The sequence below is a fragment of the Flavobacterium cheonhonense genome, from assembly GCF_035671315.1.
GTDB classification, from domain to species: Bacteria; Bacteroidota; Bacteroidia; order Flavobacteriales; family Flavobacteriaceae; genus Flavobacterium; species Flavobacterium cheonhonense.
In genome coordinates this window covers 363,927-388,307 of the sequence record NZ_JAXAVY010000002.1, presented here as the reverse complement: position 1 = coordinate 388,307, position 24,381 = coordinate 363,927, and the positions used below count along the sequence as shown (strand labels likewise).

Here is a 24,381-nt window from a genome sequence, read left to right as displayed (position 1 = left end):
ATATGAAACATCGGATTGCTTTACTGCTATTGTTATTTATTTCAAATTATGGCATTGCCCAACAAAAAACATATTGCAATCCGATTAATATTGATTACGGTTATTGTCCGATTCCCGATTTTGTCAAACAAGGCAAACACCGCGCAACAGCTGATCCTGTAATCACTTTTTTTAAGGGAGAATATTACCTTTTTTCCACCAACCAATGGGGTTACTGGCATAGCAAAGACATGTCCGATTGGCAATTTATCTCCCGAAAGTTTTTGCGTCCCGAACACAAAGTCTATGACGAATTGTGTGCGCCATCGTTGTCTTTTGTGAATGATACTTTGCTGGTGGTTGGCTCAACACAAGGCAAAGAATTTCCCCTTTGGATGAGTACCAATCCGGCGAAAGGCGAGTGGAAGGAACTCATTCACAAATCGGAAGCAGCAGCTTGGGATCCGCAAATTTTTTGGGATAAAGACACCGATGAAGTATATGAATATTATGGTTCAAGCAATTTGTATCCTTTGTACGGCATGAAACTCAATCGCAAAACATTCCAACCGGAAGGCGAGAGGATTCCGGTTTTAGCTCTCAATGATGACGAACACGGCTGGGAACGCTTTGGCGAACACAACGACAATACCTTTCTGCAACCTTTTACTGAAGGCGCATTTATGACCAAGTACAATGGAAAATACTATTTGCAATACGGCGCACCGGGAACCGAGTTTAGCGGTTATGCCGATGGGGTTTATGTAGGTTCCGGTCCTTTAGGTCCGTTTGAATACCAATCTCACAATCCGTTTTCCTATAAACCCGGAGGTTTTGCGCGTGGTGCCGGACATGGCGCTACTTTTACGGATGCTTTCGAACAATATTGGCATGTATCTACTATCGGGATTTGCGTGAAGAATAACTTTGAACGCCGTTTAGGGATTTGGCCGGCCGGGTTTGATAAAGATGATATTTTATATTCCAATACAGCCTATGGTGATTATCCGACTTATTTACCTTCTGAAAAACGCGATCATTTATCCGGAAGTTTTACGGGTTGGATGCTGCTTAATTACAACAAGCCGATTCAAGTTTCCTCTACTTTAGGTGGTTTTCAACCGAATTTGGCCGTAGACGAAGACATTAAAACCTATTGGTCGGCTAAAACTGCGAATAAAGGAGAATACTTGATTTCCGATTTGGGGGAATTGAGTACTATTAATGCTATTCAAATTAATTATGCCGATCAGGATGCCGAGTTGATGGGAAAACCGGATACGACTACCGGACATAAATACATACTTTACACCTCAAATGACGGCAAAAATTGGAAAGTGTTAGTAGATAAAAGCAAAAGCACCAAAGATGTTCCACATGAGTACATTGAGTTAGCTACTCCTGTTAAAGCTCGATTTTTAAAATTGGAAAATGTAGCCATGCCAACCGGTAAATTTGCCATCAGCGGATTTAGGGTTTTCGGAACAGGAAGTGGGGAAAAACCCGGAGCTGTTAAGAATTTTGTGCCCCTACGTTCCGGTCCGAAAGTAAAAGGCGAACGCAGAAACGTATGGTTTAAATGGCAACAAGAACCTAATGCTGATGGTTATGTGATTTATTTCGGCAAATCACCCGATAAATTGTATGGTTCTATTATGGTTTACGGCAAAACGGAATACTATTTTAACGGTTTGGACCGATCTGACATTTACTTTTTTCAGATAGAAGCGTTCAACAATAATGGAATCGGACCTAGAAGTGACATTAAAAAGGCAGAATAGGTTGCGTTATCAACAAGCGAAAACGTTGTAATTTTTTGAAAAATTCGCAAAAATGCATTTAAGAAATCGATTTCGTTAATAACTAATTCATACTTACTTTTACCGTTTTACTTATAAATGTATATTTATACAATGGAGTTTGTCGAATTAACTATTGATTTGATAATGTAACGACCCATTTTTTACATAAACAACAACTTATAACAACCAAACCAAAACTATTATCTATGAGCACACAAAATTTAAAAACCAATTGGGCACAATTTATTCCCTTAGTCACCGTATTTTTCTTTTGGGGATTTGTGGCGGCCAGTAACGATATTTTAATTCCGGTTTTCAAGAAAGCCTTTGATTTAACCCAAGGGCAAAGTCAGTTAGTATCGGTTGCTTTTTACGTGGCATATACTGTCGGATCTATCATTTATATGATTATTTCTTTTTTAACCAAAGGCGATTTAATCAATCGAATTGGCTATAAAAATGCATTGGCCTTAGGTTTAGTGATTTCTGCCTTAGGTACTTTATTGTTTTATCCTGCCGCTAATACCGGTTCATTTCCTTTAATGTTATCCGGTTTATTTATTGTGGCCTTGGGCTTCTCTTTACAACAAACGGTTGCCAATCCTTTAGCGATTGCACTCGGACCGATAACTACCGGTTCTCAGCGTTTGACAATGGCCGGTGGAATCAATAACTTAGGAACGACCATCGGACCGTTGATTGTGAGTTTTGCCATTTTTGGTTCGGCGACTTCCGGAGATACTGATATGAGCATTGAAAGCGTGAAAATCCCTTACTTGGTATTAGGAGCTGCCTTTTTATTGGTAGCGGTTTTGTTGAAGTTTTCTTCGTTACCCGACAAACCGGCTGCTGTAGTGGAAGAAGAAGGTGTTGCAACCAGTACTAGAAATTCTGCCTTAAGCTATCCGCAATTGATTTTGGGAATGATTGGAATATTTGTTTATGTTGGAGTAGAAGTGTCAACCGCCAGTAATTTACCGGCTTATATGGAAAGTGATTTGGGATTTGATACCAAAGACATTGCGCCGTTTATCTCATTGTACTGGGCCAGTTTGATGATTGGTCGTTGGACCGGAGCGGTAGAAGCTTTTACTGATAATATGAATACCCAAAAGATATTGCGTTTTGTAGCGCCTTATTTGGCTTTTGGTGTTTTCTTAGGAGTGAACAAATTCATGAACCACGATTTGACTCCATTTTATGTGTATGCGTTAATCATTTTGGTTTTGATTTTTGCCGATATGGCCAGCAAAGGAAATCCGGCCAGAATGTTATTAATTTTCTCTGTTTTGGGAATTGCTGCTTTACTGGTTGGAATGGCAACTAACGGTATGGTAAGCGTTTATGCCTTTACCAGTGTTGGATTGTTCTGTAGTACACTATGGCCTTGTATCTTTACTCTAGCCATCAGTGGTTTAGGTAAACACACCAGTCAAGGAAGTAGTTTCTTGATTATGATGATTATGGGAGGTGGATTAGTAAGTTGGTTACAAGGTTATGTCGCTGATATTACTTCTATTCACACTAGTTATATCGTTGGAGTACTTTGTTTTGCTTATTTAGCTTTTTATGCCTGGAAAGTTTCCGGTATCTTGAAGAGTCAGGGAATCGACTTTGATAAAAAAGTAAGTGGCGGACATTAATCCATCTCAATAAAAAATCAAAAATCCCGCATCGTGTAAACTTTGCGGGATTTTTTCATCAAAACCTAACCAAAAATCAACTAACCCAATTTATTTTTTTTCTTCTATCAAGGCTTTAGTTCCGTCTTCTTTGTAATAGTAGTAGTCATCGTCATTGCTAGCTTGGTAACTGTAAACGTTGTGGTTGTTGTAATATACATACCCTTGATTTCTGTAACCTTTAATACTACCAATCATATCTACTATGTCACCTCTGCGGTTGTATATAATTTGCAAGCCTCCAATTTGTGTTAGGGCAAATCGGTTGTATCTCATATATACACTTCCGATGCGGCTAACTCTGTCTCTGCTGTCGTAGTTGATAAAGGTGTTACCAACTCTTCTAACTCTACCAAAACTGTCATGTTCAATTCTTACGCCATAGTTAAAAGTCCCACGAGCTGTAGCATCGGCACCGCGTTTTCCGGCAGTTTTATAGAAATAGCCACCTTGACTATCTTGTGGACGAGTATTAAAATCAAAGTCTCCATTTGGAAAAACAAAAAACTCAATACCTCTTTCTACAAATGAGATTGGCTCATCAAAGCTATATCTCGCTCTTCTTTCTTCACCAAAAGTGTTGTTCACTTCTGTTGCATTCACTAAGTTTCCAACCAGTAAAACAGTAGCTACTAATAAGGTAATTTTTTTCATAATCAATACAAATTTGAGTTTTGCTTACTCTTCCGATTTTCAGCTTCTTCGAACAGTAATAATTACTGTTGTTATCGGTATTCCAATTGGTGTGCCAAAACCAAAAAACAAATTCTTAAGGTTTGATTAAGATGGGCTAACACTCAGATATATAGTGGTTTATATTTGTTTTTTTTGATTTTTAAAATTTGATAGATAAGTTTGAAATCTTTAAAATTTTAGTACATTTGCTATCATTTTTTTATAGATGATCGAGTAATACCACTAATATCTCAATGAAAAACCTACTAGCATACGTTTCTTTTTGCCTATTAACATACAGCTCTTTTGCCCAACAATATGTTCCTTTTTACGGATCGGTTGTAGATCAAGTATCTTCTTCAAATATTTTGAATAATTTGACGGAGTTTGAAAACTTAGGTGTAAAAAGAAGAGGAACGCCGGCCTTACAAAATACTTTAGACTGGTTAAAAGCCGAATATTTAAGTTATGGATATACGGCTGCACAAATGCAAGAATATAGTTTCACTAATAGTACCACAACTTGTAAAAACTTAGTGGTGACCAAAGTTGGGACACTTTATCCGAATACCTATGTCATTATTTGTGGCCATTATGACACCATTACCGGAAGAGGAACAAACGACAATGGAAGTGGCGTAGTAACTATTTTTGAAGTCGCCCGTTTATTGCAAAACATTCCAACAGAATATTCCATCAAATTCATAAATTTTAGTGGAGAAGAAGACGGTTTGATTGGAAGCCAACATTTTGTTTCTACGGTGGTGAACGCTACCAATCCGAAAATGAATATCAAATTGGTCTTTAATATTGATGAAGTAGGCGGAAGAGCCAATATGGTTAACAATACGATTACTTGTGAGCGCGATACCGGAAGTCCGACTTCTAATAATGCTGCCTCTAATACCGTTACCAATGAGTTGATTAACTGCGTTCAATTGTACTCACCATTAAATACTTATTTGTCTTATGCCTATGCTTCGGATTATATGCCTTTTGAAGACAATAACGAAGTGATTACCGGTTTTTTTGAAACCAATGAAACACCGCACAGACATACGGCAACCGATTTATTAGTGAACATGGATCCGGTTTATGTCTACAATATTGCCAAAGCTGCCACAGGAGCTATGTTGCATTTTGCTGTTGCAGCAACCACTTTGTCTAAAGAAACACCTCTTGCTAATCAGGTCAATTTTTATCCAAGTCCGGCCAAGAATTACTTGAACATCAGCATGGGAAGTTTGAATGAATCGATTTATACTTTTTCTTTGATTGATTTAAACGGTAAAAAGGTTCTGGAACAGACTATCGAAAATCCGCAACTGATTGAAACGGTCAGTTTAGACGGATTGTCTAAAGGAATGTATTTGGCGGTATTCGAAACTTCTAAAGAACGATTGACTAAAAAAATAATAATAGAGTAAACAAAAAAAGCCTTCCAATACGGAAGGCTTTTTCTTTATAATTTCTCTTTCAAATAAGCTGCGGTAATCGATTTTTTGTTTTTTATAATTTCCTCCGGAGTTCCGACAGCTAAAAGTTGTCCGCCATTTTCTCCGCCTTCCGGTCCTAAATCGATAATCCAATCGGCACACTTGATTAAATCCAAATTGTGCTCAATCACTATAATCGAATGGCCTTTTTCGATTAAAGCATCAAACGAAGCCAAAAGTTTTTTGATGTCGTGAAAATGCAAACCTGTTGTAGGTTCATCAAACACAAACAAGGCTTTTTCTTTGGTTACGCCTTTAACCAGAAATGAAGCCAACTTGATGCGCTGTGCTTCTCCGCCGGATAGCGTAGACGAAGATTGTCCTAATTGTACATAACCCAGACCAACATCCTGTAAAGGTTGTAGTTTTTGGATGATTTTAGTTTGCTTATGATTTTGGAAGAAAGCAATCGCATCGTCTATCGTCATCGATAAAATATCGTCGATGTTTTTGCCTTCAAAAGTAACCTCTAAAACTTCCTTTTTGAAGCGTTTGCCGCCACAAGTATCGCAAGGAAGGGAAACATCGGCCATAAATACCATTTCAACATTAATTGAACCTTCGCCTTTACAAGTTTCACAGCGACCGCCGTCAACGTTAAACGAGAAGTGTTTGGCTTGATAACCACGTACTTTCGATAGCTTTTCTTTGGCATACAAATCTCGGATGTCATCGTAAGCCTTAATGTAAGTTACCGGATTGGAACGAGAGCTTCTGCCTATCGGATTTTGATCTACGTATTCGATGTGTTTGATATGCGAAAAACTACCGGATAACTCGCTGAATTGTCCCGCTTTGTCGCCAACACCTTCCAGCTTCTTTTGCATGGCAGGAAACAAAATCTTTTTCACCAACGTACTTTTACCGCTACCCGATACGCCGGTTATTACGGTTAAACTCTCCAGTGGAAATGTTACATCGATGTTTTGTAAATTATTTTCACGTGCGCCTTTGATTTCGATATAGTTATTCGATTTTCTGCGCTTTTTCGGCACCGGAATTTCTAGTTTGCCACTCAAATAATTCGCGGTTAACGAATCGGCTTCCAGTAGTTCTGCAAACGAACCTTCTGCAACCAATTGTCCGCCGTGACTACCGGCTTCCGGACCAATATCAATAATCCTGTCGGCCGCTTTCATAATGTCTTCGTCGTGTTCTACTACTATGACAGTATTGCCCAAATCGCGGAGATTTTGCAAGACTTTAATTAAGCGTTCCGTGTCTTTCGGATGCAGACCAATACTTGGTTCGTCCAAAATATACATCGAACCTACTAAACTGCTTCCTAAGGAAGTAGCCAAATTGATGCGTTGCGATTCGCCGCCCGACAATGTAGCAGAATTTCGGTTCAAGGTTAGGTAATCTAAGCCAACATCACTCAAAAATGCCAAGCGATTATTGATTTCGATGAGCAAACGTTTAGCTACTTTTGCATCGTATTCGGATAATTGCAGTTCTTTGAAGAAAGGAATCAGGCGTTTGATAGGCATATCAACCAAATCGGATATGGTTTTGCCGCCAACCGAAATATAATTGGCTTCTTTGCGCAAACGCTTGCCTTTACAAGTCGTACATTTTGTCTTTCCGCGATAACGTGACAACATCACACGGTTTTGAATTTTATAGTTTTTCTCTTCTAATTCTTGGAAGAAATCGTTTAAACCGGTGAAGAATTTGTTGCCTTTCCACACCAAATCTTTTTGCTCATCGGTCAATTCGAAGTAAGGTTTGTGAATAGGAAAATCGAATTTATAAGCGTGATTCACCAATTGGTCGCGGTACCAACACATACTTTCGCCTCGCCATGGGAATACGGCATTTTCGTATATGGACAAGGAAGTATTCGGGATTACCAATTCTTCATCAATTCCGATGATGTTGCCGTAGCCTTCACAACTGGGACAAGCACCGTACGGATTGTTGAAACTGAACAAATGAATATTCGGCTCCAGGAAAGTCATTCCGTCTAATTCAAAATTAGTGCTGAAATCCAAGCGTTTTTTAGTGTCTGCATCTTGTAAATAACAAATGCCTTTACCTTCAAAAAAGGCTGTTTGCACCGCATCGGCCAATCGATTGTAAAAGTCTTCGTCTTCCAGAGTTTCGTCGTTGATAACAATACGATCAATAATTAAAAGTATGTCCTTATGATCTAACGAATGTTGGTCAATTTGGTCCAAACGCACCATTTCGTTATCCACTAAAATTCGGGCAAAACCTTGTTGCAATAAGACTTTCAGTTTGTCTTCCAATTGTCGGCCTTCTTCCAAATGAATCGGCGACAAAAGTAACCATCGGCTGTTGGGAGACAAGTTTTTGACTTCATTGACTACATCGGTTACCGTGTCTTTTTTAACTTCATTACCCGAAATAGGAGAGAAGGTTTTCCCGACTCTGGCAAAAAGTAATTTTAGATAGTCGTAAATTTCTGTAGAGGTGCCAACTGTAGACCGGGCATTGGTGGTGTTTACCTTTTGTTCTATGGCAATAGCCGGTGCAATTCCCTTAATGTATTCCACTTTCGGTTTGTCCAATCGGCCCAAAAACTGACGCGCGTAAGATGACAAGCTTTCCACATAGCGACGTTGCCCTTCGGCATAAAGTGTATCAAAAGCCAAGCTGGATTTTCCGGAACCTGAAAGTCCGGTGATGACTACCAATTCGTTGCGTGGAATTACAACGTCTAAGTTCTTCAGATTATGAATCTGAGCGCCTTTAATTAGGATGTTTTTTTTCGGTTCTAACGTAGCAATTTCGGTACTTTTCATAGCAATTGAAAAAATGTTAGCAAAGGTAATCATTTCTGAAATGAGAACACCTAACGTTAGAATGACATTTTTTTGGTTTTTATATTGACTACTTCAAAATGAAACGATATTTTTACTTCATTATTAAATGTAAACGCTGCTATGTCTTCCTATAAATTTTCTCTACGTTTTGTTGTTGTTGCTTTGTTAATGGTGTTTTCAGTTGCCGCGCAAGAATTACCGCCCATTGTAAAGTTTGGTTCTACAGTTTATGGTGCAGGCAACCAAAACTGGATGGCAACTCACGATAAAAATCAGTTTGTGTATTTTGCCAATAATGAGGGTTTGTTGGAATTTAATGGTTCAAATTGGAACATCTATCCTTCTCCAAATGAAACGATTATCCGTTCGGTAAAAGTAGTCGGCGATAAAATATACACCGGTTGTTATATGGAATTTGGCTATTGGAAACGACAAGCCAATGGGTTTTTGAAATATACTTCTTTGAGTCAGAAAATCAAAAATAAGTTAATTGAAGACGAGCATTTTTGGAACATCATCAGCTTTGATCACTGGGTATTGTTTCAGTCTTTCAACCGAATTTACGTGTACAATACTAAAGACGGAAAGTTTCAATTTATCGACAAACATTCCTACATTTTCAGATGTTATAAAATCAATAATTCAGTTTATTTCCAAGCCATAGGCGAAGGTTTATATGAAATCATCAACGGTAAAAGTTTATTGGTCAGCAACGATGAAAGAATTAAATACAACCGTATTGTAGAGATTTACAAAAGAGAAGAAGGACTGCTGTTGCAAACAGAACGCGCCGGAGTATTTCAGTTAAAAGAAAAAACGATTACACCTTATTTATTTGAATCCGATAGTGAACTGCGACAAAACTCGGTTTTTTGCGCCAAAATGTTGTCAGATGGCGGTTTTGCCTTAGGAACTATTTCTAACGGAATTTACATTCTCAACCGTTCCGGAAAGATTCGTTACCACATCACTCAAAACAGCGGATTGAGTAACAATACGGTTTTGTCTATTAATGAAGACGACGACAATAACTTGTGGCTGGGTTTGGATAACGGTATTGATTGTATCAATTTGCAATCGCCCATCCGAAGTTTTAAAGACGATTCGGGCTTTTTAGGTACTGTTTATGCTTCCATCAAGTGTAACGGAAAATTGTATGTCGGAACCAATCAAGGTTTGTTTTATAAAACGGCAGATTCTAATGACAGTTTTACTTTGATTGGCGGCACCAAAGGACAAGTATGGACTTTATTTGAGTATCAAGGTCAATTGTTTTGCGGGCATGATTTAGGAACATTTCTCATCAATTCCGGTCAAGCGCAACTTATTTTCAAACAATCCGGAACTTGGAAGTTTAACAGCATTCCCAACCATCCGAATTTGATTATGCAAGGCAATTACAATGGTCTTTCGATTTTGGAAAAGAAAGGCGCAACTTGGACTTTCCGCAATAAATTAGAAGGATTTGATATTTCTTCACGTTATTTTGAGTTAACCAAACAAAACCAAATCTACGTTGGCCATGAATACAAAGGAATTTTAAAAGTTACGCCTGCGCCCGACTTTTTGAGCGTTAAAAAGTTTGATATTTTAAAATCGCCTACTAAAGGAAAGCACATCAGCTTGGCCAAATACAACGGAACGATATACTATGCCGGCAGAAGCGGTATCTTCAGTTTAGATGCAAAATCGGGTGTGTTTAAAAAAGACAATAGTTTAAGCAGTATTTTAAAAAATGATGAATACATCTCCGGTAAACTAAACGTTGATCGATCGAACAAAATGTGGTTGTTTACCAAAAATTACATTTATTATTTCACTTCAGGGAATTTTGATAAAGAACTTAAGAAACACAAAATCTCAATACCGTTTTCTATCACAAATCCGATGATAGGGTATGAAAGCATTACACAAATATCGGATAATGAATATTTAGTAGGCAAAACCGACGGGTATTTTGTAATCAATTTGACTGACTTCAGAGTGAAAACACATAACATTATTTTGAGTAATGTTAGTGTGAATAAATTGAGTGAACCGATAGTGAATTTGTCAATCTCTGAGCCGGGCGAGTTAACCCACGATGAAAACAACTTAATTTTCAATTATACCGTCCCGCAGTACAACCGATTTATAGATGTGGAATACCAATATATGTTGGAAGGATTGCAAGGGCAATGGAGTGAATGGAGTACAAAATCGAGTATTAATTTTAAGAATTTGGAACCCGGCGATTATGTTTTTAAAGTTAGGGCAAAAATCGCCAATTCGTCACCCGAAAACACAGTAGAGTATAAGTTTACCATCTTGAAACCTTGGTATGCTACCAATTTCGCTTGGATTTGCTATATGTTATTATTCATTACGTTGGCATTCTACATCAATAAAGCTTACAGAAACTATTACCGCAAGCAGGAGGAAAAGTTAATTGAAGAAAATAACTTACTCTTAGAAATTGCGGCGCTGGAAAATGAACAGCAATTGATGAAATTGAGAAACGAACAACTGTCTCAAGATGTAGATGCCAAAAACAGAGAGTTGGCAGCGTCTACCATGAGTTTGATAAAGAAAAACGAGCTATTGAACATTATCAAGGAAGACTTAAAGAAATCTTCCGAAGAAAACAGCGGTCGAAATATTAAATCGGTTATTTCAACTATTAATAGTAATATAGCCGAGAAAGATTCTTGGAAAGTCTTTAAAGAAGCCTTTGATAATGCCGACAAAGACTTCTTAAAGAAGATCAAAGCGGCCCATCCGAGTTTAACGCCAAGCGATTTGAAACTCTGTGCCTATTTGCGTCTTAATTTAACTTCAAAAGAGATTGCTCCGATGTTAAATATCTCTATTCGAAGTGTTGAGATAAAACGATATCGTTTGCGAAAAAAGCTCAATTTACTCCATGATGACGGTTTAGTAAACTATATTCTTAGTATTTAACTATACAATTTTCGGGGTTCAAAACTCAACATTACCACAACAAAAACCTTTTCGTAACTGTTTTTTTTAAAATTACTGCTTGTAGTTCTGTATAGTACTAAATCAAATTTGCCATGATTTATTGATGGTTTTGTAGTTTTCTCAATTTCACTACTAAAAAATTTCACTATGTATATTTTTTGTTGTGGTTGATTGTGGATATGGTGTTTTTTAAATAAATAATTTAACAACACTTTAACAAGGCACAAAAAGTGTCTTAAAATAACCAAAACCAAATAATATTAATCGCTTATGAATTTAAAGCTATTTTCTGAAAGATTTAGGAGAAACGTTTTCCTAATGTCTATGTTTTTTGTCTTTATAGTGTCAGCACAAGCACAAAAAACGGTGAACGGAACAGTGAACTCAGGTGGACTTCCGTTGCCGGGTGCTAATGTTGCCGCCAAAGGAGCATCGGTAGAGACGTCAACCGACATTGACGGTAAATTTACCCTTAAAGTTCCTGAAAATGTTACCAAGTTAGTGGTGTCTTTTGTAGGTTACACTACTAAAGAAGTAGCAATTACTGATGGTAACATGACTATTGAATTGTCTGAGGAAAGCAATGCCTTGGAAGAAGTTGTTATCAACGTAGGGTACGGAACCCAAAAGAAAAGTGTTGTTACCGGAGCTATCTCTAAAGTAACAGCAAAAGACTTAGAGAATGTTCCAAACGGAAGGGTTGAACAAGCCCTACAAGGTAGAACAGCCGGGGTTACTATTGCTATGAATGCAGGTCAACCCGGAGCCGGATCTACGGTTAGAGTCAGAGGTATCACTACATTAAATGATAACAATCCTTTGTGGGTTGTTGATGGTGTAGCTGTTGACCCGGGAGCTCTTGGAGCTTTGAACCAATCCGATATTGAATCTATTGAAGTTTTAAAAGATGCAGCGAGTGCTGCTATTTATGGAGCACAATCAGCTGCGGGGGTTATATTGGTAACCACTAAAAAAGGTAAATCCGGTAAGTTAACTGTAAACTACAATGGTTTTGAAGGAGTTTCTTCACCGGAGCGTATGCTTAACTTACTTAACGCAACTCAATACGGTGCCATCATGAATGAGCGCTATATTAATGGTGGTGGTACAGGAAGTGTGCCTTATCCTGATTTAGGTTCTTTAGGTAAAGGCACAGATTGGCAGAATGCTGTTTTCAGTGATAGCGCTCGTCGTTATTTACATGAAGTAAGTATGAGTGGAGGCGGAGAAGTTTCCAATTATTATTTCTCTTTTGGAACTCAAAGTCAAGAAGGTATCGTAATGCCTGAGATTTCAAATTACAACAAGAAAAACATTCGTTTGAATTCGACTCATAAAGTTAAAGATTGGCTTACCATTGGTCAAACCATTGGTTACACCCATCAAAAAACAATTGGTATCGGAAATACTAACAGTGAATACGGCGGGCCATTGGCCTCTGCAATCAACTTAGATCCGATTACCCCGATAGTTGAAACAGATCCGATTTTGGCAAACGGTATTACTTACAGTAACCCTTATGTTATCAGAGATAACAATGGTAATCCTTACGGAATTTCGGGTGTTGTAGGTCAAGAAATGACTAACCCAATCGCTTATGCTAAAACAAGAGGCGGACAATACAACTGGTCGGATGATTTCATCGGCAATGTATTTGCTGAAGTGAAGTTGATGAAAAATCTGAAATTACGTTCTACTTTAGGAGCAAAATTAGCTTACTGGGGCGGACAAGGTTTTACACCTTTGTTTTATTTGAGCCCAACGGTTAACAACACTACTTTAAACAACTTATCCAGAATTGAAAACAGAGCTTTCAACTGGAATACAGAAAACACATTAACCTATACAAAAAATATCAAAGACCACAACTTTACGGTATTATTAGGTCAAGGAGCTTACAAAAACAATGAGTTTTTCAAAGTAACTAGTGCTACTCACTTTGGTTTAAGTACCAACGATTATTCCGAAGCTTCATTTAATGACGGTACGGTTACTCAAGACAACAAAGTTGGTTATGCTTATGATGTTCCAGCTGTAATTACTACTTCTCTTTTTGGTCGTGTAACCTATGATTACAAAGAAAAATACTTGTTCAGTGGATTGATCAGAAGAGACGGTTCTTCGCAGTTTGGTCCGGATAACAAATACGGAACTTTCCCTTCAGTTTCTCTTGGATGGGTACCAACCAAAGAGGAGTTTTGGAAAGAAAACAAAATCATTAACACTTTAAAACTACGTTTCAGTTACGGGGTAACCGGAAACAGTAGAATTCCAAACTTTGCTTATCAAGCTATTATTGAAGGAGGAAGAAATTATACTTTCGGTAATTCAGGTGTAGTAACTTCCGGATCTACTCCGGGAAGAATTGCCAACCCTGAATTAAAATGGGAAGAAACAACTCAAACCAACATCGGTTTTGATACCAAGTTATTGAATGATTTCACTTTTACATTTGATTGGTACAAAAAGAAAACTTCCGGTATTTTATTGGATCCTGAATTACCTGGTTATGTTGGTAATGAAGCGCCACCATTCCAAAATATTGGAGAAATGCATAACTCAGGTTTAGAATTTGAGTTAGGGTACAAAAAAAGAATCAACGATTTTAATTTGTCTGTGAATGCTAACATGGCCACAATCAAAAACGAAGTTGATTATTTAGGACCTGTACCTTATTACAACGGACCTGGCTTCCAGTCTATGGGACCTGTTACCAGAACACAAGTAGGCCAAGCTTATAACTCTTTCTACGGGTATCAAACTGCCGGTATTTTCCAAAACCAAGAAGAAATCAATGCTTACACTAACGCATCCGGTGGTTTAATACAACCTAACGCTGTTCCTGGAGATTTTAGATGGAAAGATGTTAACGGCGACGGAACTATCACAGCCGATGATAAAAAATTCTTAGGCAGTCCGCTTCCTAAAATGACTTTTGGATTCACCATCAACATGGATTACAAAGGTTTTGATATGATGATTTTTGCTCAAGGTGCTGCCGGAAATAAAATTTTCCAAGGATTACGTCGTTTGGATATCGGTAATGCCAATTACTCTACAGAAGTATTAAGCCGATGGAACGGAGAAGGAACTTCTAATTCTTATCCTAGAGTTTCAAGCAGCGACAATAACGGAAACTTTACCAATATGTCTGATTTCTATTTAGAAGACGGAGATTACTTGAGATTCAAGGTGGTACAATTAGGGTATACATTGCCATCTACCATCATCAACAAAATCGGTATGCAAAAAGTTCGCTTGTATATTACAGCTGAAAACTTATTAACTTTAACTAAATATACAGGATATGACCCTGAAATCGGAGGAGATGTTTTTGGAATCGATAGAGGATACTATCCACAAGCTCGTTCTTTTATGTTTGGTGCTAACTTACAATTCTAAAAAAAAATAAGATGAAAAGAAATATTAAAATTTTAGCGTTAACTGCATTAAGCTCATTAATGATTACCTCATGTAGTGAAGAATTTTTGCAGGTAGATCCTAGCGGATTAAATGTTGAAACTAATTACTACAGAAACGAATCCGAAGCGTTCGCCGGTTTGGTAGGAGTGTATGATATGGTTAGAAAAAATTCCGGTGGATTTGAAAATATGATCACCATGTTTAATGCTGGGTCGGATGATCAATTCGCCGGAGGTGGTAGTTCTTCAGATGGAGCAGGGATTCAATCTTTCTCAAATTACACCATCAATACCAATACCGTTCCGAGAAGTTTTTGGAGTGATTATTACAGAGGAATTTACAGAGCTAACTTAATGTTGGTTAAACTTCCTGGAGTTCCGATGGATGAAACTACTAAAGCCAGATTTACTGCGGAAGCCAAAGTATTGAGAGCTTATTATTACTTTAATTTAGTGAGAATGTTTAAAAATGTTCCGCTTATTTTAGAGCCGCTTTCTCCGTCACAATATTACTCTGTAACACAAGCTGATCCTGCTGATGTGTATGCTCAAATTGAGTCGGATATCACAAGTTCTATCGACAATTTACCTATGACTGTGAACGTAGACACAGATGGAGGTCGTTTAACCCAAGGGGCTACACGTGCCATTTTAGGTAAAGTTTACTTGTACCAAGGTAAAAATTCTCAAGCGGCTGCCGAGTTCGCTCAAGTGAACGGTACTCCGGGTAGCGTAAGTCAATATGGTTACAGTTTGGTGGCAAACTATAACGACTTATGGAATTTTTCTAACAAGTTTAATTCAGAGTCTGTATTAGAGGTTTCTCATTCAGCTCAAGGTTCTTACTGGGGAATCTGGGGAGGAAACGCTGATGAAGGAAATACTGTAAATATTATGGTTGGTCCGAGAAGCTACGTGCGTTTGAATAGTGCTTTCGCACCGGATCTTCCTTCCGGATGGAGCTTTAACGTTTTTACTGAGGATTTTTTCACTTTCATGCAAGGAGATCCTAGGTTAAATGCTACGGTTTTAAACTTGAATGCATTGAAAACAGCTGGTCATGCTGATTATATTGGTGGTTACCAAGATACAGGGTACTTTTTGAACAAGTTCATGCCTAAACAGGCTGATGTATATTCAGGTCCTGGTGATGCGGTATTGAATTATAGACAAAATACCTATGCAATCCGTTTGGCTGATACTTATTTGATGGAAGCAGAAGCTTTAGGCGGAACAGGAACCAGAGCACAAGCCTTATTAGATGCTGTTCGTAGCCGAGTAGGATTACCTTCTGTTCCGGTATCTATGACTGCCATCAAAAATGAAAGAAGAAGAGAATTAGCCGGAGAAGGTCACAGATGGTTTGACTTGGTTCGTTGGGGAGATGCTCCAACAGCTTTAGCTTCAAGAGGATTTGTTGCCGGCAAGCATGAAGTGTTGCCTATTCCTGCCTCAGAACTAGCCGGTACACAAATAGTTCAAAATCCTAATTATTAATAATGATCCATATGAAAAAAATAATTTTAAGTTTTGCAGTTCTTTCCATGTTGGCGTTTACTGGTTGTAGTACGCCGGACGGAATTGACTCAGATGTATCATCACTGAATTCTGTTACTGCCGCAAATTTTGATAGAATTTTTGATGTTAGTACTGATAATTCAGGACTTGTAAGAGTTACTCCAATAGGGGAAGGTGTTTCAAAATCGGTAGTAACTTTAGGTCACGGTAGTGATGGTGAAATTACGCTTAATCCCGGCGAAAGTACCACACACAATTATCCTGAAGGAAGTTATACAGTAACTATCGTTTCCTATGATTTGGCTGGTAACAGCACAACCAACACTTACCCGTTACAGGTAACTTATGTGGCTCCTACAGATATTAGTGTATCGCAAACTTTTGCCGGAACAACTCTAACCATAACAGCTACGGCTAATTATGCTAACGGTATGTTGGTTACTTGGGGTGATGGTGGTGCCAACGAAGTGCCTACTGTTATGACTGGTGCTTTAGGAGAAACTTTTACTGTACCGGCGCATACTTATGCTCCTGGTGTTTACACTTTAACCGTAACGGCTTTAAGTGGTGGTGCTGCTACAACAACGGCTACTTATCCCGTAACTGTTTACGCTCCTTTTGCTTTGCCAATTACCTATGAAAGTCCAATTCAAAATTATGGAATCGGCGGTACTTTTGGTGGTGTTGGTGTAGCTGTTGTTGCTAATCCGTTCCCAGGCGGTCTTAACACTAGTACCAATGTGTGGAGATATACAAAACCAACCGGTGCTGCTTTTTGGAGTGGTACTTGGACACCAATGTCAACTCCAAATTCAGTTCCAATCAATATGGATAACGGAAATAAAATCAAAGTTTTGGTGTATTCTACCGAAGTTGGTAAAATGTTGAATGTAGAATTGGAGCAAGCCGATAACGGTATTCCTAATCAAGTATTGAAAGTGGCTTCAACCGTTGCTAACCAATGGGAAGAATTAGTTTTTGATTTCGGAGCGTCCGGAATTCCTGCAGGTACTTCTTTCCGTCAATTGGTATTCCGTTACAACGACGTTACTGATGGATTGGGTGAAGTTATTTATATAGACAATATTAGACAATCAAATTAAGATACTATGAAAAACAATTTTAAATATTTATCACTGAGTTTTCTTTTGATCGCCTCACTATTCGTAGGCTGTCAAGAAGATAACTATTCATTGGGAGATTTAACAACACCGAGCAATTTGGTTATTGAAACCGAAGTAGTAGGTCAAAATGCTGAAAATCCTAATGGAGATGGTTCAGGAAAAGTGAATATCAAAGTAACGGCTAATGATGCTTTATCATTCAAAATCGGATACCACGACGTAACCGATTTAAATGCTGATATTGATTTTGTAAGTGTTCCAACTACTATCGAGAATAGTTTGCCTACAGGTACCATTCAAAAAAAGTTCACTACTTTAGGATTACACACCTATAGAATTACTGTAGTAGCTTATGGTAGAGGCGGTTCTTCAACTACTGCTACTGCTGAAGTGCAAGTAGTTAGTAACTTTACACCGGATCCATCTATTGTAACTTATTTAACGAATGATGCTTCAAAAGCATGGAGAGTTGATAAAAGCGTACCGGGTCACTTTGGTGTTGGTCCATGGATTGGCGCTTCTTCACCAATTTGGTGGTCAGCTGCTATCAATGAAAAAGTAGCTTGTTGTAACTGTTTCTATACAGCAACATTTACTTTTACTAAAGTAGCTTCTTCAAATTCATTCACTATCCAATCGGCTACACCGGACGGAGCATTTACTAAAACAGGCTCATTAGCTTCTATTCCTGGTATTCCGGGTGCAGGTGATGAAGGTTGTTATGGTTATGGTGGAGGTACAACGGCTTTCTCGTTTATTCCTTCAAATTCCGGAATTTCTGCTGATACTCCTTCAACTCAAACCAGTATTTTATTGTCGGGTGCTACTACTTTTATCGGTTATGGCGCTTTGCAAAAAGAATATGAAATAATGGTTATTGAAGAAAATTACATGTACTTGAGAGTTCAAGGTACTGAAACAGGTAATGCTTGGTATTTAAAATTAGTACCGGCAAACTAAATCATATTTTAACCGACAGGGGTTTCATTACCTCCTGTCGGTTTCATTACTAACAATTAAAACGGATTTGTTTTGAGAAATAATTTTGAGTTATTCAGCGCCGCTTTCGGACAAAAGCTTTTTTCCATAATGGCTGTTTTACTACTGCTCGGTTGTAGCAGTGGAGGTGGAGGTGAAGATACTGATTCAAAACCTACCAATCTCGTAGTCAATAAGGTTATAGTAGGTACAACACCTTCCACTCCAAACGGAGACGGAAGTGGTGTAGTTAACTTTACTGTGTCTGCCGACAATGCTACATCTTATAAAATTTTGATCGGTAGCGATGTGATTAATTCTACTACTGGTATTTTCAGTTACACTTTTACGCAATCAGGCACCAATACCTATACCGTTTATGTTTCGGCTTATAACGGTGCTGAGTTCATTTCAACCAGTGTTGCAGTGACCGTTTATGTAACTGCTACTTTAGCTTGGTCGGATGAATTTAATATTGATGGCGCACCTGACAGCTCTAAGTGGAGTTATGAAACAGGAGCCGGTGGTTGGGGAAATAATGAATTACAACATTATACTAACAGACCTGAAAATGTAATTGTTCAAAACGGTGTATTAAAGATTAATTTAATCAAAGAACAATACAACGGCAGTAATTATACTTCGGCGAGAATTGTTACCAAAAACAAATACCAATTTCAATACGGAAGAGTGGATATACGCGCCAAATTGCCTGCGGGTGGCGGAACTTGGCCGGCATTGTGGATGTTAGGTTCGGATATTAATACGAATCCATGGCCGGGTTGTGGTGAGATAGATATCATGGAACACGTTGGGAACAACCTCAACAGAATTTATGGTACACTACATCATCCCGGACATTCCGGTGGTAATGCCGACGGCGGTAGTGTACTAATCAATAATGCCACTACGGAATTCCACGTATATTCTTGTGAATGGTCAGCTAGTACAATTAAGTTTTATGTTGATAATGTATTGTATTATACATTTCTCAATAACAACAGCTTACCTTTCAATAAGCCATTCTTCTTTATCTTCAATTGTGCAATGGGAGGAAATTTCGGCGGCGCTGTCGACCCTAATTTTACTGCTGCCACACTTGAAGTTGACTATGTTCATGTTTATCATTAATATTTTGTTTAGTTAAAATTAGTTGTCCTTTTAGCTTCTGTTTGTGCAAGACAGAAGCTTTAGAGGACGCTGCTTATCTACTACTGTTACTGATTCCTGACTAAGCCCTACGCTCAAAAATGCATTTTCCCTTTTTTTACCTATGATAAAACTTACTCAAATAAAACCGGTTTTTTTTTCCTTAGTATTAGGGATATTATCCGGTTGTGCTCAGTCTTCCGAAGATTCAAATCCGAATCCGGAACCAACTCCAATAACCAATGATGTTGCGTTTTGGCTTACCAAAGCAAACGGAACTGTGAAATTGGTAAAACAAAATACCATCCTCAGTTTTAATACTTCAACGAATGTTTATCCTAATGTTGACGTAAACGACAATCAAACCTTTCAAACTATTGACGGATTTGGCTACACTTTAACCGGTGGAAGTGTAGAGGTTATCAACCAATTAGGCGCTTCAAAAAAGCAAGAACTACTACAAGAATTATTTGGTGCTTCTGCGAATGCTATTTCGGTTAGTTATTTGAGAATAAGTATCGGTGCTTCCGATTTAAGCAGCACTGTTTATTCTTATAATGATTTACCGTCAGGCCAAACAGATGTCAATTTGACCCAATTTAGTCTGGCACCCGACAATGCCTTAATCCAACTTTTGAAACAAATTCTGCAAATCAATCCCAATATAAAAATAATGGCTACTCCTTGGTCTCCACCAGTTTGGATGAAAGACAACGGTAGTACCGTTGGAGGAAGTTTGCAATCACAATATTACGGAGTTTATGCTCAATATTTTGTAAAATACATTCAGGCCATGCAGGCTCAAGGAATCAGAATTGACGCCATAACACCGCAAAACGAGCCTTTACATCCCGGCAACAATCCAAGTTTATTAATGCCGGCTACAGAACAAGCTAATTTTATTAAAAATCATTTAGGACCAGCCTTTCAAGTTGCGGGGATTACCACAAAAATCGTGACCTACGATCACAATTGTGACAATCCGCAATACCCAATGTCGGTACTAGCAGATGCAGCAGCTAATCCATTTATTGATGGTTCCGCTTTTCATTTGTATGCCGGTGATATATCGGCTTTGAGTACAGTACACAATGCTTATCCAACTAAAAACTTATATTTCACTGAACAATACACTTCCTCAACCGGTAGTTTCGACGGCGATTTAAAGTGGCATCTCAAAAACGTTATCATTGGTTCAATGCGCAATTGGAGTAAAACGGCATTGGAATGGAACTTGGCTAACGATGCTTCTTTTGGTCCACATACTAATGGGGGATGTAACACTTGTAAAGGCGCTATTACGGTAAATGGTAGCTTTAATTATGAAAGAAATGTAGGCTACTACATTATTGCCCACGCCTCTAAGTTTGTGCCGGCAGGTTCGGTTAGAATTGCTTCTTCCCAATCAGGAAGTTTGTACAATGTTGCTTTCAAAACTCCGGAAGGTAAGAAGGTTTTAATTGCCTTAAATGATGGTTCTGCTCCATCTGTTTTCAACATCAAGTATAATGGTAAATGGGTAGCCGTTTCTTTAGAAGCCGGTGCTGTTGGAACATTTATCTGGTAATTAATTATTTAATCAGTTCAGAATGAAAAAAATTATAGTAGCAGTGGCATTGATTTCTTTGTCGGGTTTTGCCCAAAAAAAGCAAAAATCAGTACCATTCTCGACCCAAAATAAAACAGTGACTGTTTATACTTCTGCAGACAGTTCCGATTTGCGATTAACTAAGACAGCGGACCTTCAGTTTAAAGAGTTACGCCAACCTTTAGAGACTCAATTATGTGTTTTTGTTAATCCTGACAAAACTTTTCAAACTTTTGTGGGAATTGGAGGTGCTATCACTGATGCCAGTGCCGAAGTATTTGCCAAATTAACCCCGGAAAAACAACAAGAGTTTTTGAATGCCTATTTTTCTAAAGACAAAGGAATAGGCTATACTTTGGTACGAACTAATATGAACAGTTGTGATTTTAGTTCGGGTTCATACACTTATATTCAAGAAGGCGATAAAGAATTAAAGACATTCAATATCCAACCCGACAAACAGTTCAAGATTCCATTAATCAAAAAAGCCATGGCCATGATTGGCAATAAAGCTTCCTTTTATATCAGTCCGTGGTCACCACCGGCATTTATGAAAGACAACAAAAATATGTTGTATGGCGGAAAACTATTACCGGAATACCGTCAGGCTTGGGCTAATTACTATGTGAAATACATCAATGCATTGGAAAAAGAAGGACTACCGGTTTGGGGATTGACCATCCAAAACGAACCGATGGCCAAACAAATTTGGGAATCATGCATTTTTACAGCGGAAGAGGAAAGAGATTTTCTTAAAAACTATCTTGGACCAACTTTACAGAAAGCAGGATTAAGGAACAAAAAAATTACGGTTTGGGACCATAACCGAGATTTATTAGTGCAAAGAGCCAATACCATTTTAGACGATCCTGCTGCCAACAAATACGTTTGGGGAATAGGATTCCACTGGTACGAAAGCTGGAGTGGAGGTGAACAAATGTATGAAAATGTTGGAAAGGTATACGAACAATATCCTACCAAAAACTTAATGTTTACCGAAGGTTGTGTAGAAAAATTTGATGCTAAAAAATACCAGCTTTGGAAAAATGGTCAACGTTACGGAAAATCGATGATTAATGATTTTAATAACGGCACGGTGGCTTGGACCGATTGGAATATTTTATTAGACCAAAACGGTGGACCAAATCATGTGAAAAACTTCTGTTTTGCACCATTACACGCAGATACTACTACTGGCGAATTGATTTATACGCCAAGCTATTACTTCATCGGTCACTTTTCAAAATTTATTGAAAAAGGAGCCAAACGTGTTAGCAGTTCGGCCAGCAGAAGTCAGCTTTTAACGACTTCGTTTATCAATGGCGACGGAAAGGTAGTGACTGTAGTGATGAATCAAAGCAATCTTACAGTTAATTACTTCTTGTGTGTTGGCACTACAGCAACTGAGGTTTCTATCTTACCAAACGCCATCCAAACGTTAGTTTACTAAACATCATATCCAAATTGTTGACGAATGAAACAGTTGTTATTTTTTCTATTGTTATCGACCGCTGTTTTTAGTCAGGGTTTTTTAAAAAGAAACGGCCAAAAGATTGTAGACGCGAAAGGCAATAATGTCTTGTTGCGAGGTCTTGGTATTGGCGGATTGATGGTGCAGGAAGGCTATATGCTAAAAACAGCTGATTTTGCCGGACCTCAACACCAAATCAAACAAAAAATAACCGATTTAATCGGTGCAAAAGCTACTGAGGAATTCTATAAAGCCTATCGAAAAAATGGCTTGACCAAAAGAGATGTGGATTCGTTAGCCGCATGGGGTTTCAACTCAATTCGGCTGCCGATGCATTACAATCTTTACACCTTGCCCATCGAGAATGAACCCGTTAAAGGGCAAAATACTTGGTTGGAAGAAGGATTTAAAATGACGGATGATTTATTGGATTGGTGTGCCGCCAATAATATGTACCTCATATTAGATTTACATGCTGCGCCGGGCGGTCAAGGGAAAGATGCTAATATTTCTGATTACGACGAAGCAAAGCCATCGCTGTGGGAAAGCGAAGCAAATCAAAATAAGATGATTGCTTTTTGGCGAAAAATAGCTGATCGCTACAAGAACGAACCTTGGATTGGTGCTTACGATATTATAAATGAACCCAATTGGAATTTTTCAGGAACCAATAAAAACGGTTGTGATGAAACTAAAAACGAACCGTTACGAAACTTGCAAATCAACATCACCAAAGCCATCCGAGAAGTCGATACCAATCACTTAATCATCATCGAAGGGAACTGTTGGGGCAATAACTATAAAGGTATCTTTCCGCTTTGGGACGATAATATGGCGTTGAGTTTTCACAAGTATTGGAGCTATAACGATATGGCTACTATACGAGAGATTGTCAATTACAGAAACGAATGGAATGTCCCAATTTGGTTAGGCGAAACGGGTGAGAATTCCAACGTTTGGTTCAAAGATGTCATCACTTTAATCGAAGCTAATAATATCGGTTGGGCTTTTTGGCCGATGAAAAAAATCGACAATATTGCCGGCGTGACTTCTGTAACGATGAGTCCGGAGTATGAAAATTTATTGCGTTATTGGAAAGACGGTACTAACAAACCAACCGCAGCAGCAGCAAAAGCAACATTAATGCAGTTAGCAGAAAATTACAAAATGGAAAATGTAACAGTCAAGTATGATGTGATTGATGCCATGTTCAGACAAATACATTCCAACGATACCAAGCCATATAAAAAGCATTTGCTGCCGGGCAAAATTTTCGCTACCGAATACGATTTAGGACCTTTAAATTTTGCTTATTCTGATAAGGTTGTTGCCAATTATTGGGTGTCTAACGGCGGAAAAGAAACCGATTGGAATTCCGGAAATCAAATGAGAAATGACGGTGTAGATATTCAAAAATGCAATGATAAAGTAACCAATGGTTTTGCCGTGGTGGATACAGAAGATGGCGAATGGCTGCAATACACTTTCACGCTTTCCGAAGCCCAAACTTTTGAAGTATCATTGAGATATACTGCCGACAATAATAACAGTAGTATTTATTTGACTGATGCAAAAGGCAACAAAATTTCCAAAACAATAATATTATCAGCAACCGGTTCCACTAATTGGACTACGGTTATTTTAGAAAAAATAGCTTTTAACCAAGGTGAAAACAAACTCAGAATTGTCTTTGAAAAAGGCGGTGCTCACCTGAATTATATCGAATTTAATGTCCCGAAAAAATAAC

The 24,381-nt window shown here is 38.2% G+C and carries 14 protein-coding genes; 12 read left to right on the top strand and 2 right to left on the bottom strand.

Translation table 11 applies throughout. The annotated features are described in order from the left end of the window. Nucleotides 1-2 precede the first annotated feature (2 nt). Together SK086_RS07695 and SK086_RS07690 are read left to right on the top strand one after the other, a co-directional pair. Complete coding sequence (locus tag SK086_RS07695; protein WP_324690750.1) at nt 3-1,760, top strand: family 43 glycosylhydrolase; 1,758 nt, start codon at nt 3-5, stop codon at nt 1,758-1,760. 227 nt (nt 1,761-1,987) lie between these two features. Then, nucleotides 1,988-3,424, top strand: coding sequence for an MFS transporter (locus tag SK086_RS07690; RefSeq protein ID WP_290872253.1), 1,437 nt, complete (start codon nt 1,988-1,990; stop codon nt 3,422-3,424). Nucleotides 3,425-3,514: 90 nt separating this feature from the next. Here SK086_RS07690 and SK086_RS07685 read toward each other — a convergent pair whose 3' ends face one another. Further along, nucleotides 3,515-4,117 (bottom strand): hypothetical protein, encoded by a 603-nt coding sequence (locus tag SK086_RS07685; RefSeq protein ID WP_290872256.1) that lies wholly within the window; start codon nt 4,115-4,117, stop codon nt 3,515-3,517. A 275-nt stretch (nt 4,118-4,392) separates the two neighbouring features. On the opposite strand from SK086_RS07685, the gene SK086_RS07680 reads away from it, so the two are divergent. Then, complete coding sequence (locus SK086_RS07680) at nt 4,393-5,565, top strand: M28 family peptidase (protein WP_290872259.1); 1,173 nt, start codon at nt 4,393-4,395, stop codon at nt 5,563-5,565. Nucleotides 5,566-5,600: 35 nt separating this feature from the next. Here the strand turns inward: SK086_RS07680 and uvrA are convergent, their stop codons facing one another. Next, the gene (uvrA, locus tag SK086_RS07675; protein WP_324690749.1) at nt 5,601-8,402 is read right to left on the bottom strand and encodes an excinuclease ABC subunit UvrA; all 2,802 of its coding nucleotides are present in this window, start codon (nt 8,400-8,402) and stop codon (nt 5,601-5,603) included. A gap of 141 nt (nt 8,403-8,543) precedes the next feature. Between uvrA and SK086_RS07670 the strand changes: the two genes are divergently transcribed. The 9 genes from SK086_RS07670 to SK086_RS07630 all read left to right on the top strand — a co-directional run bounded on the left by SK086_RS07670 (nt 8,544) and on the right by SK086_RS07630 (nt 24,380). Continuing rightward, complete coding sequence (locus SK086_RS07670; RefSeq protein WP_324690748.1) at nt 8,544-11,363, top strand: triple tyrosine motif-containing protein; 2,820 nt, start codon at nt 8,544-8,546, stop codon at nt 11,361-11,363. A 339-nt stretch (nt 11,364-11,702) separates the two neighbouring features. Continuing rightward, the gene (locus tag SK086_RS07665) at nt 11,703-14,786 is read left to right on the top strand and encodes a SusC/RagA family TonB-linked outer membrane protein (RefSeq protein ID WP_324690747.1); all 3,084 of its coding nucleotides are present in this window, start codon (nt 11,703-11,705) and stop codon (nt 14,784-14,786) included. 11 nt (nt 14,787-14,797) lie between these two features. Beyond that, nucleotides 14,798-16,303, top strand: coding sequence for a RagB/SusD family nutrient uptake outer membrane protein (locus tag SK086_RS07660; protein WP_324690745.1), 1,506 nt, complete (start codon nt 14,798-14,800; stop codon nt 16,301-16,303). An 11-nt stretch (nt 16,304-16,314) separates the two neighbouring features. Then, on the top strand, nt 16,315-17,427 hold the full coding sequence (locus SK086_RS07655; protein ID WP_324690744.1) for a hypothetical protein: 1,113 nt from the start codon (nt 16,315-16,317) through the stop codon (nt 17,425-17,427). A 6-nt stretch (nt 17,428-17,433) separates the two neighbouring features. Then, a complete protein-coding gene (locus SK086_RS07650; RefSeq protein WP_324690743.1) occupies nt 17,434-18,408 on the top strand; it encodes a hypothetical protein in 975 nt (324 codons plus the stop codon). A gap of 72 nt (nt 18,409-18,480) precedes the next feature. Next, the gene (locus tag SK086_RS07645; RefSeq protein ID WP_324690742.1) at nt 18,481-19,557 is read left to right on the top strand and encodes a glycoside hydrolase family 16 protein; all 1,077 of its coding nucleotides are present in this window, start codon (nt 18,481-18,483) and stop codon (nt 19,555-19,557) included. 142 nt (nt 19,558-19,699) lie between these two features. Further along, nucleotides 19,700-21,142: a glycoside hydrolase family 30 protein gene (locus tag SK086_RS07640; protein ID WP_324690740.1), complete on the top strand. Its 1,443-nt coding sequence runs from the start codon at nt 19,700-19,702 to the stop codon at nt 21,140-21,142. A gap of 22 nt (nt 21,143-21,164) precedes the next feature. Next, nucleotides 21,165-22,613 carry a glycoside hydrolase family 30 protein gene (locus SK086_RS07635; RefSeq protein WP_324690739.1) on the top strand — a complete coding sequence of 483 codons (1,449 nt, stop codon included), beginning with the start codon at nt 21,165-21,167 and terminating at the stop codon, nt 22,611-22,613. Nucleotides 22,614-22,637: 24 nt separating this feature from the next. Next, nucleotides 22,638-24,380: a cellulase family glycosylhydrolase gene (locus SK086_RS07630; RefSeq protein ID WP_324690738.1), complete on the top strand. Its 1,743-nt coding sequence runs from the start codon at nt 22,638-22,640 to the stop codon at nt 24,378-24,380. Nucleotide 24,381: the final 1 nt, after the last annotated feature.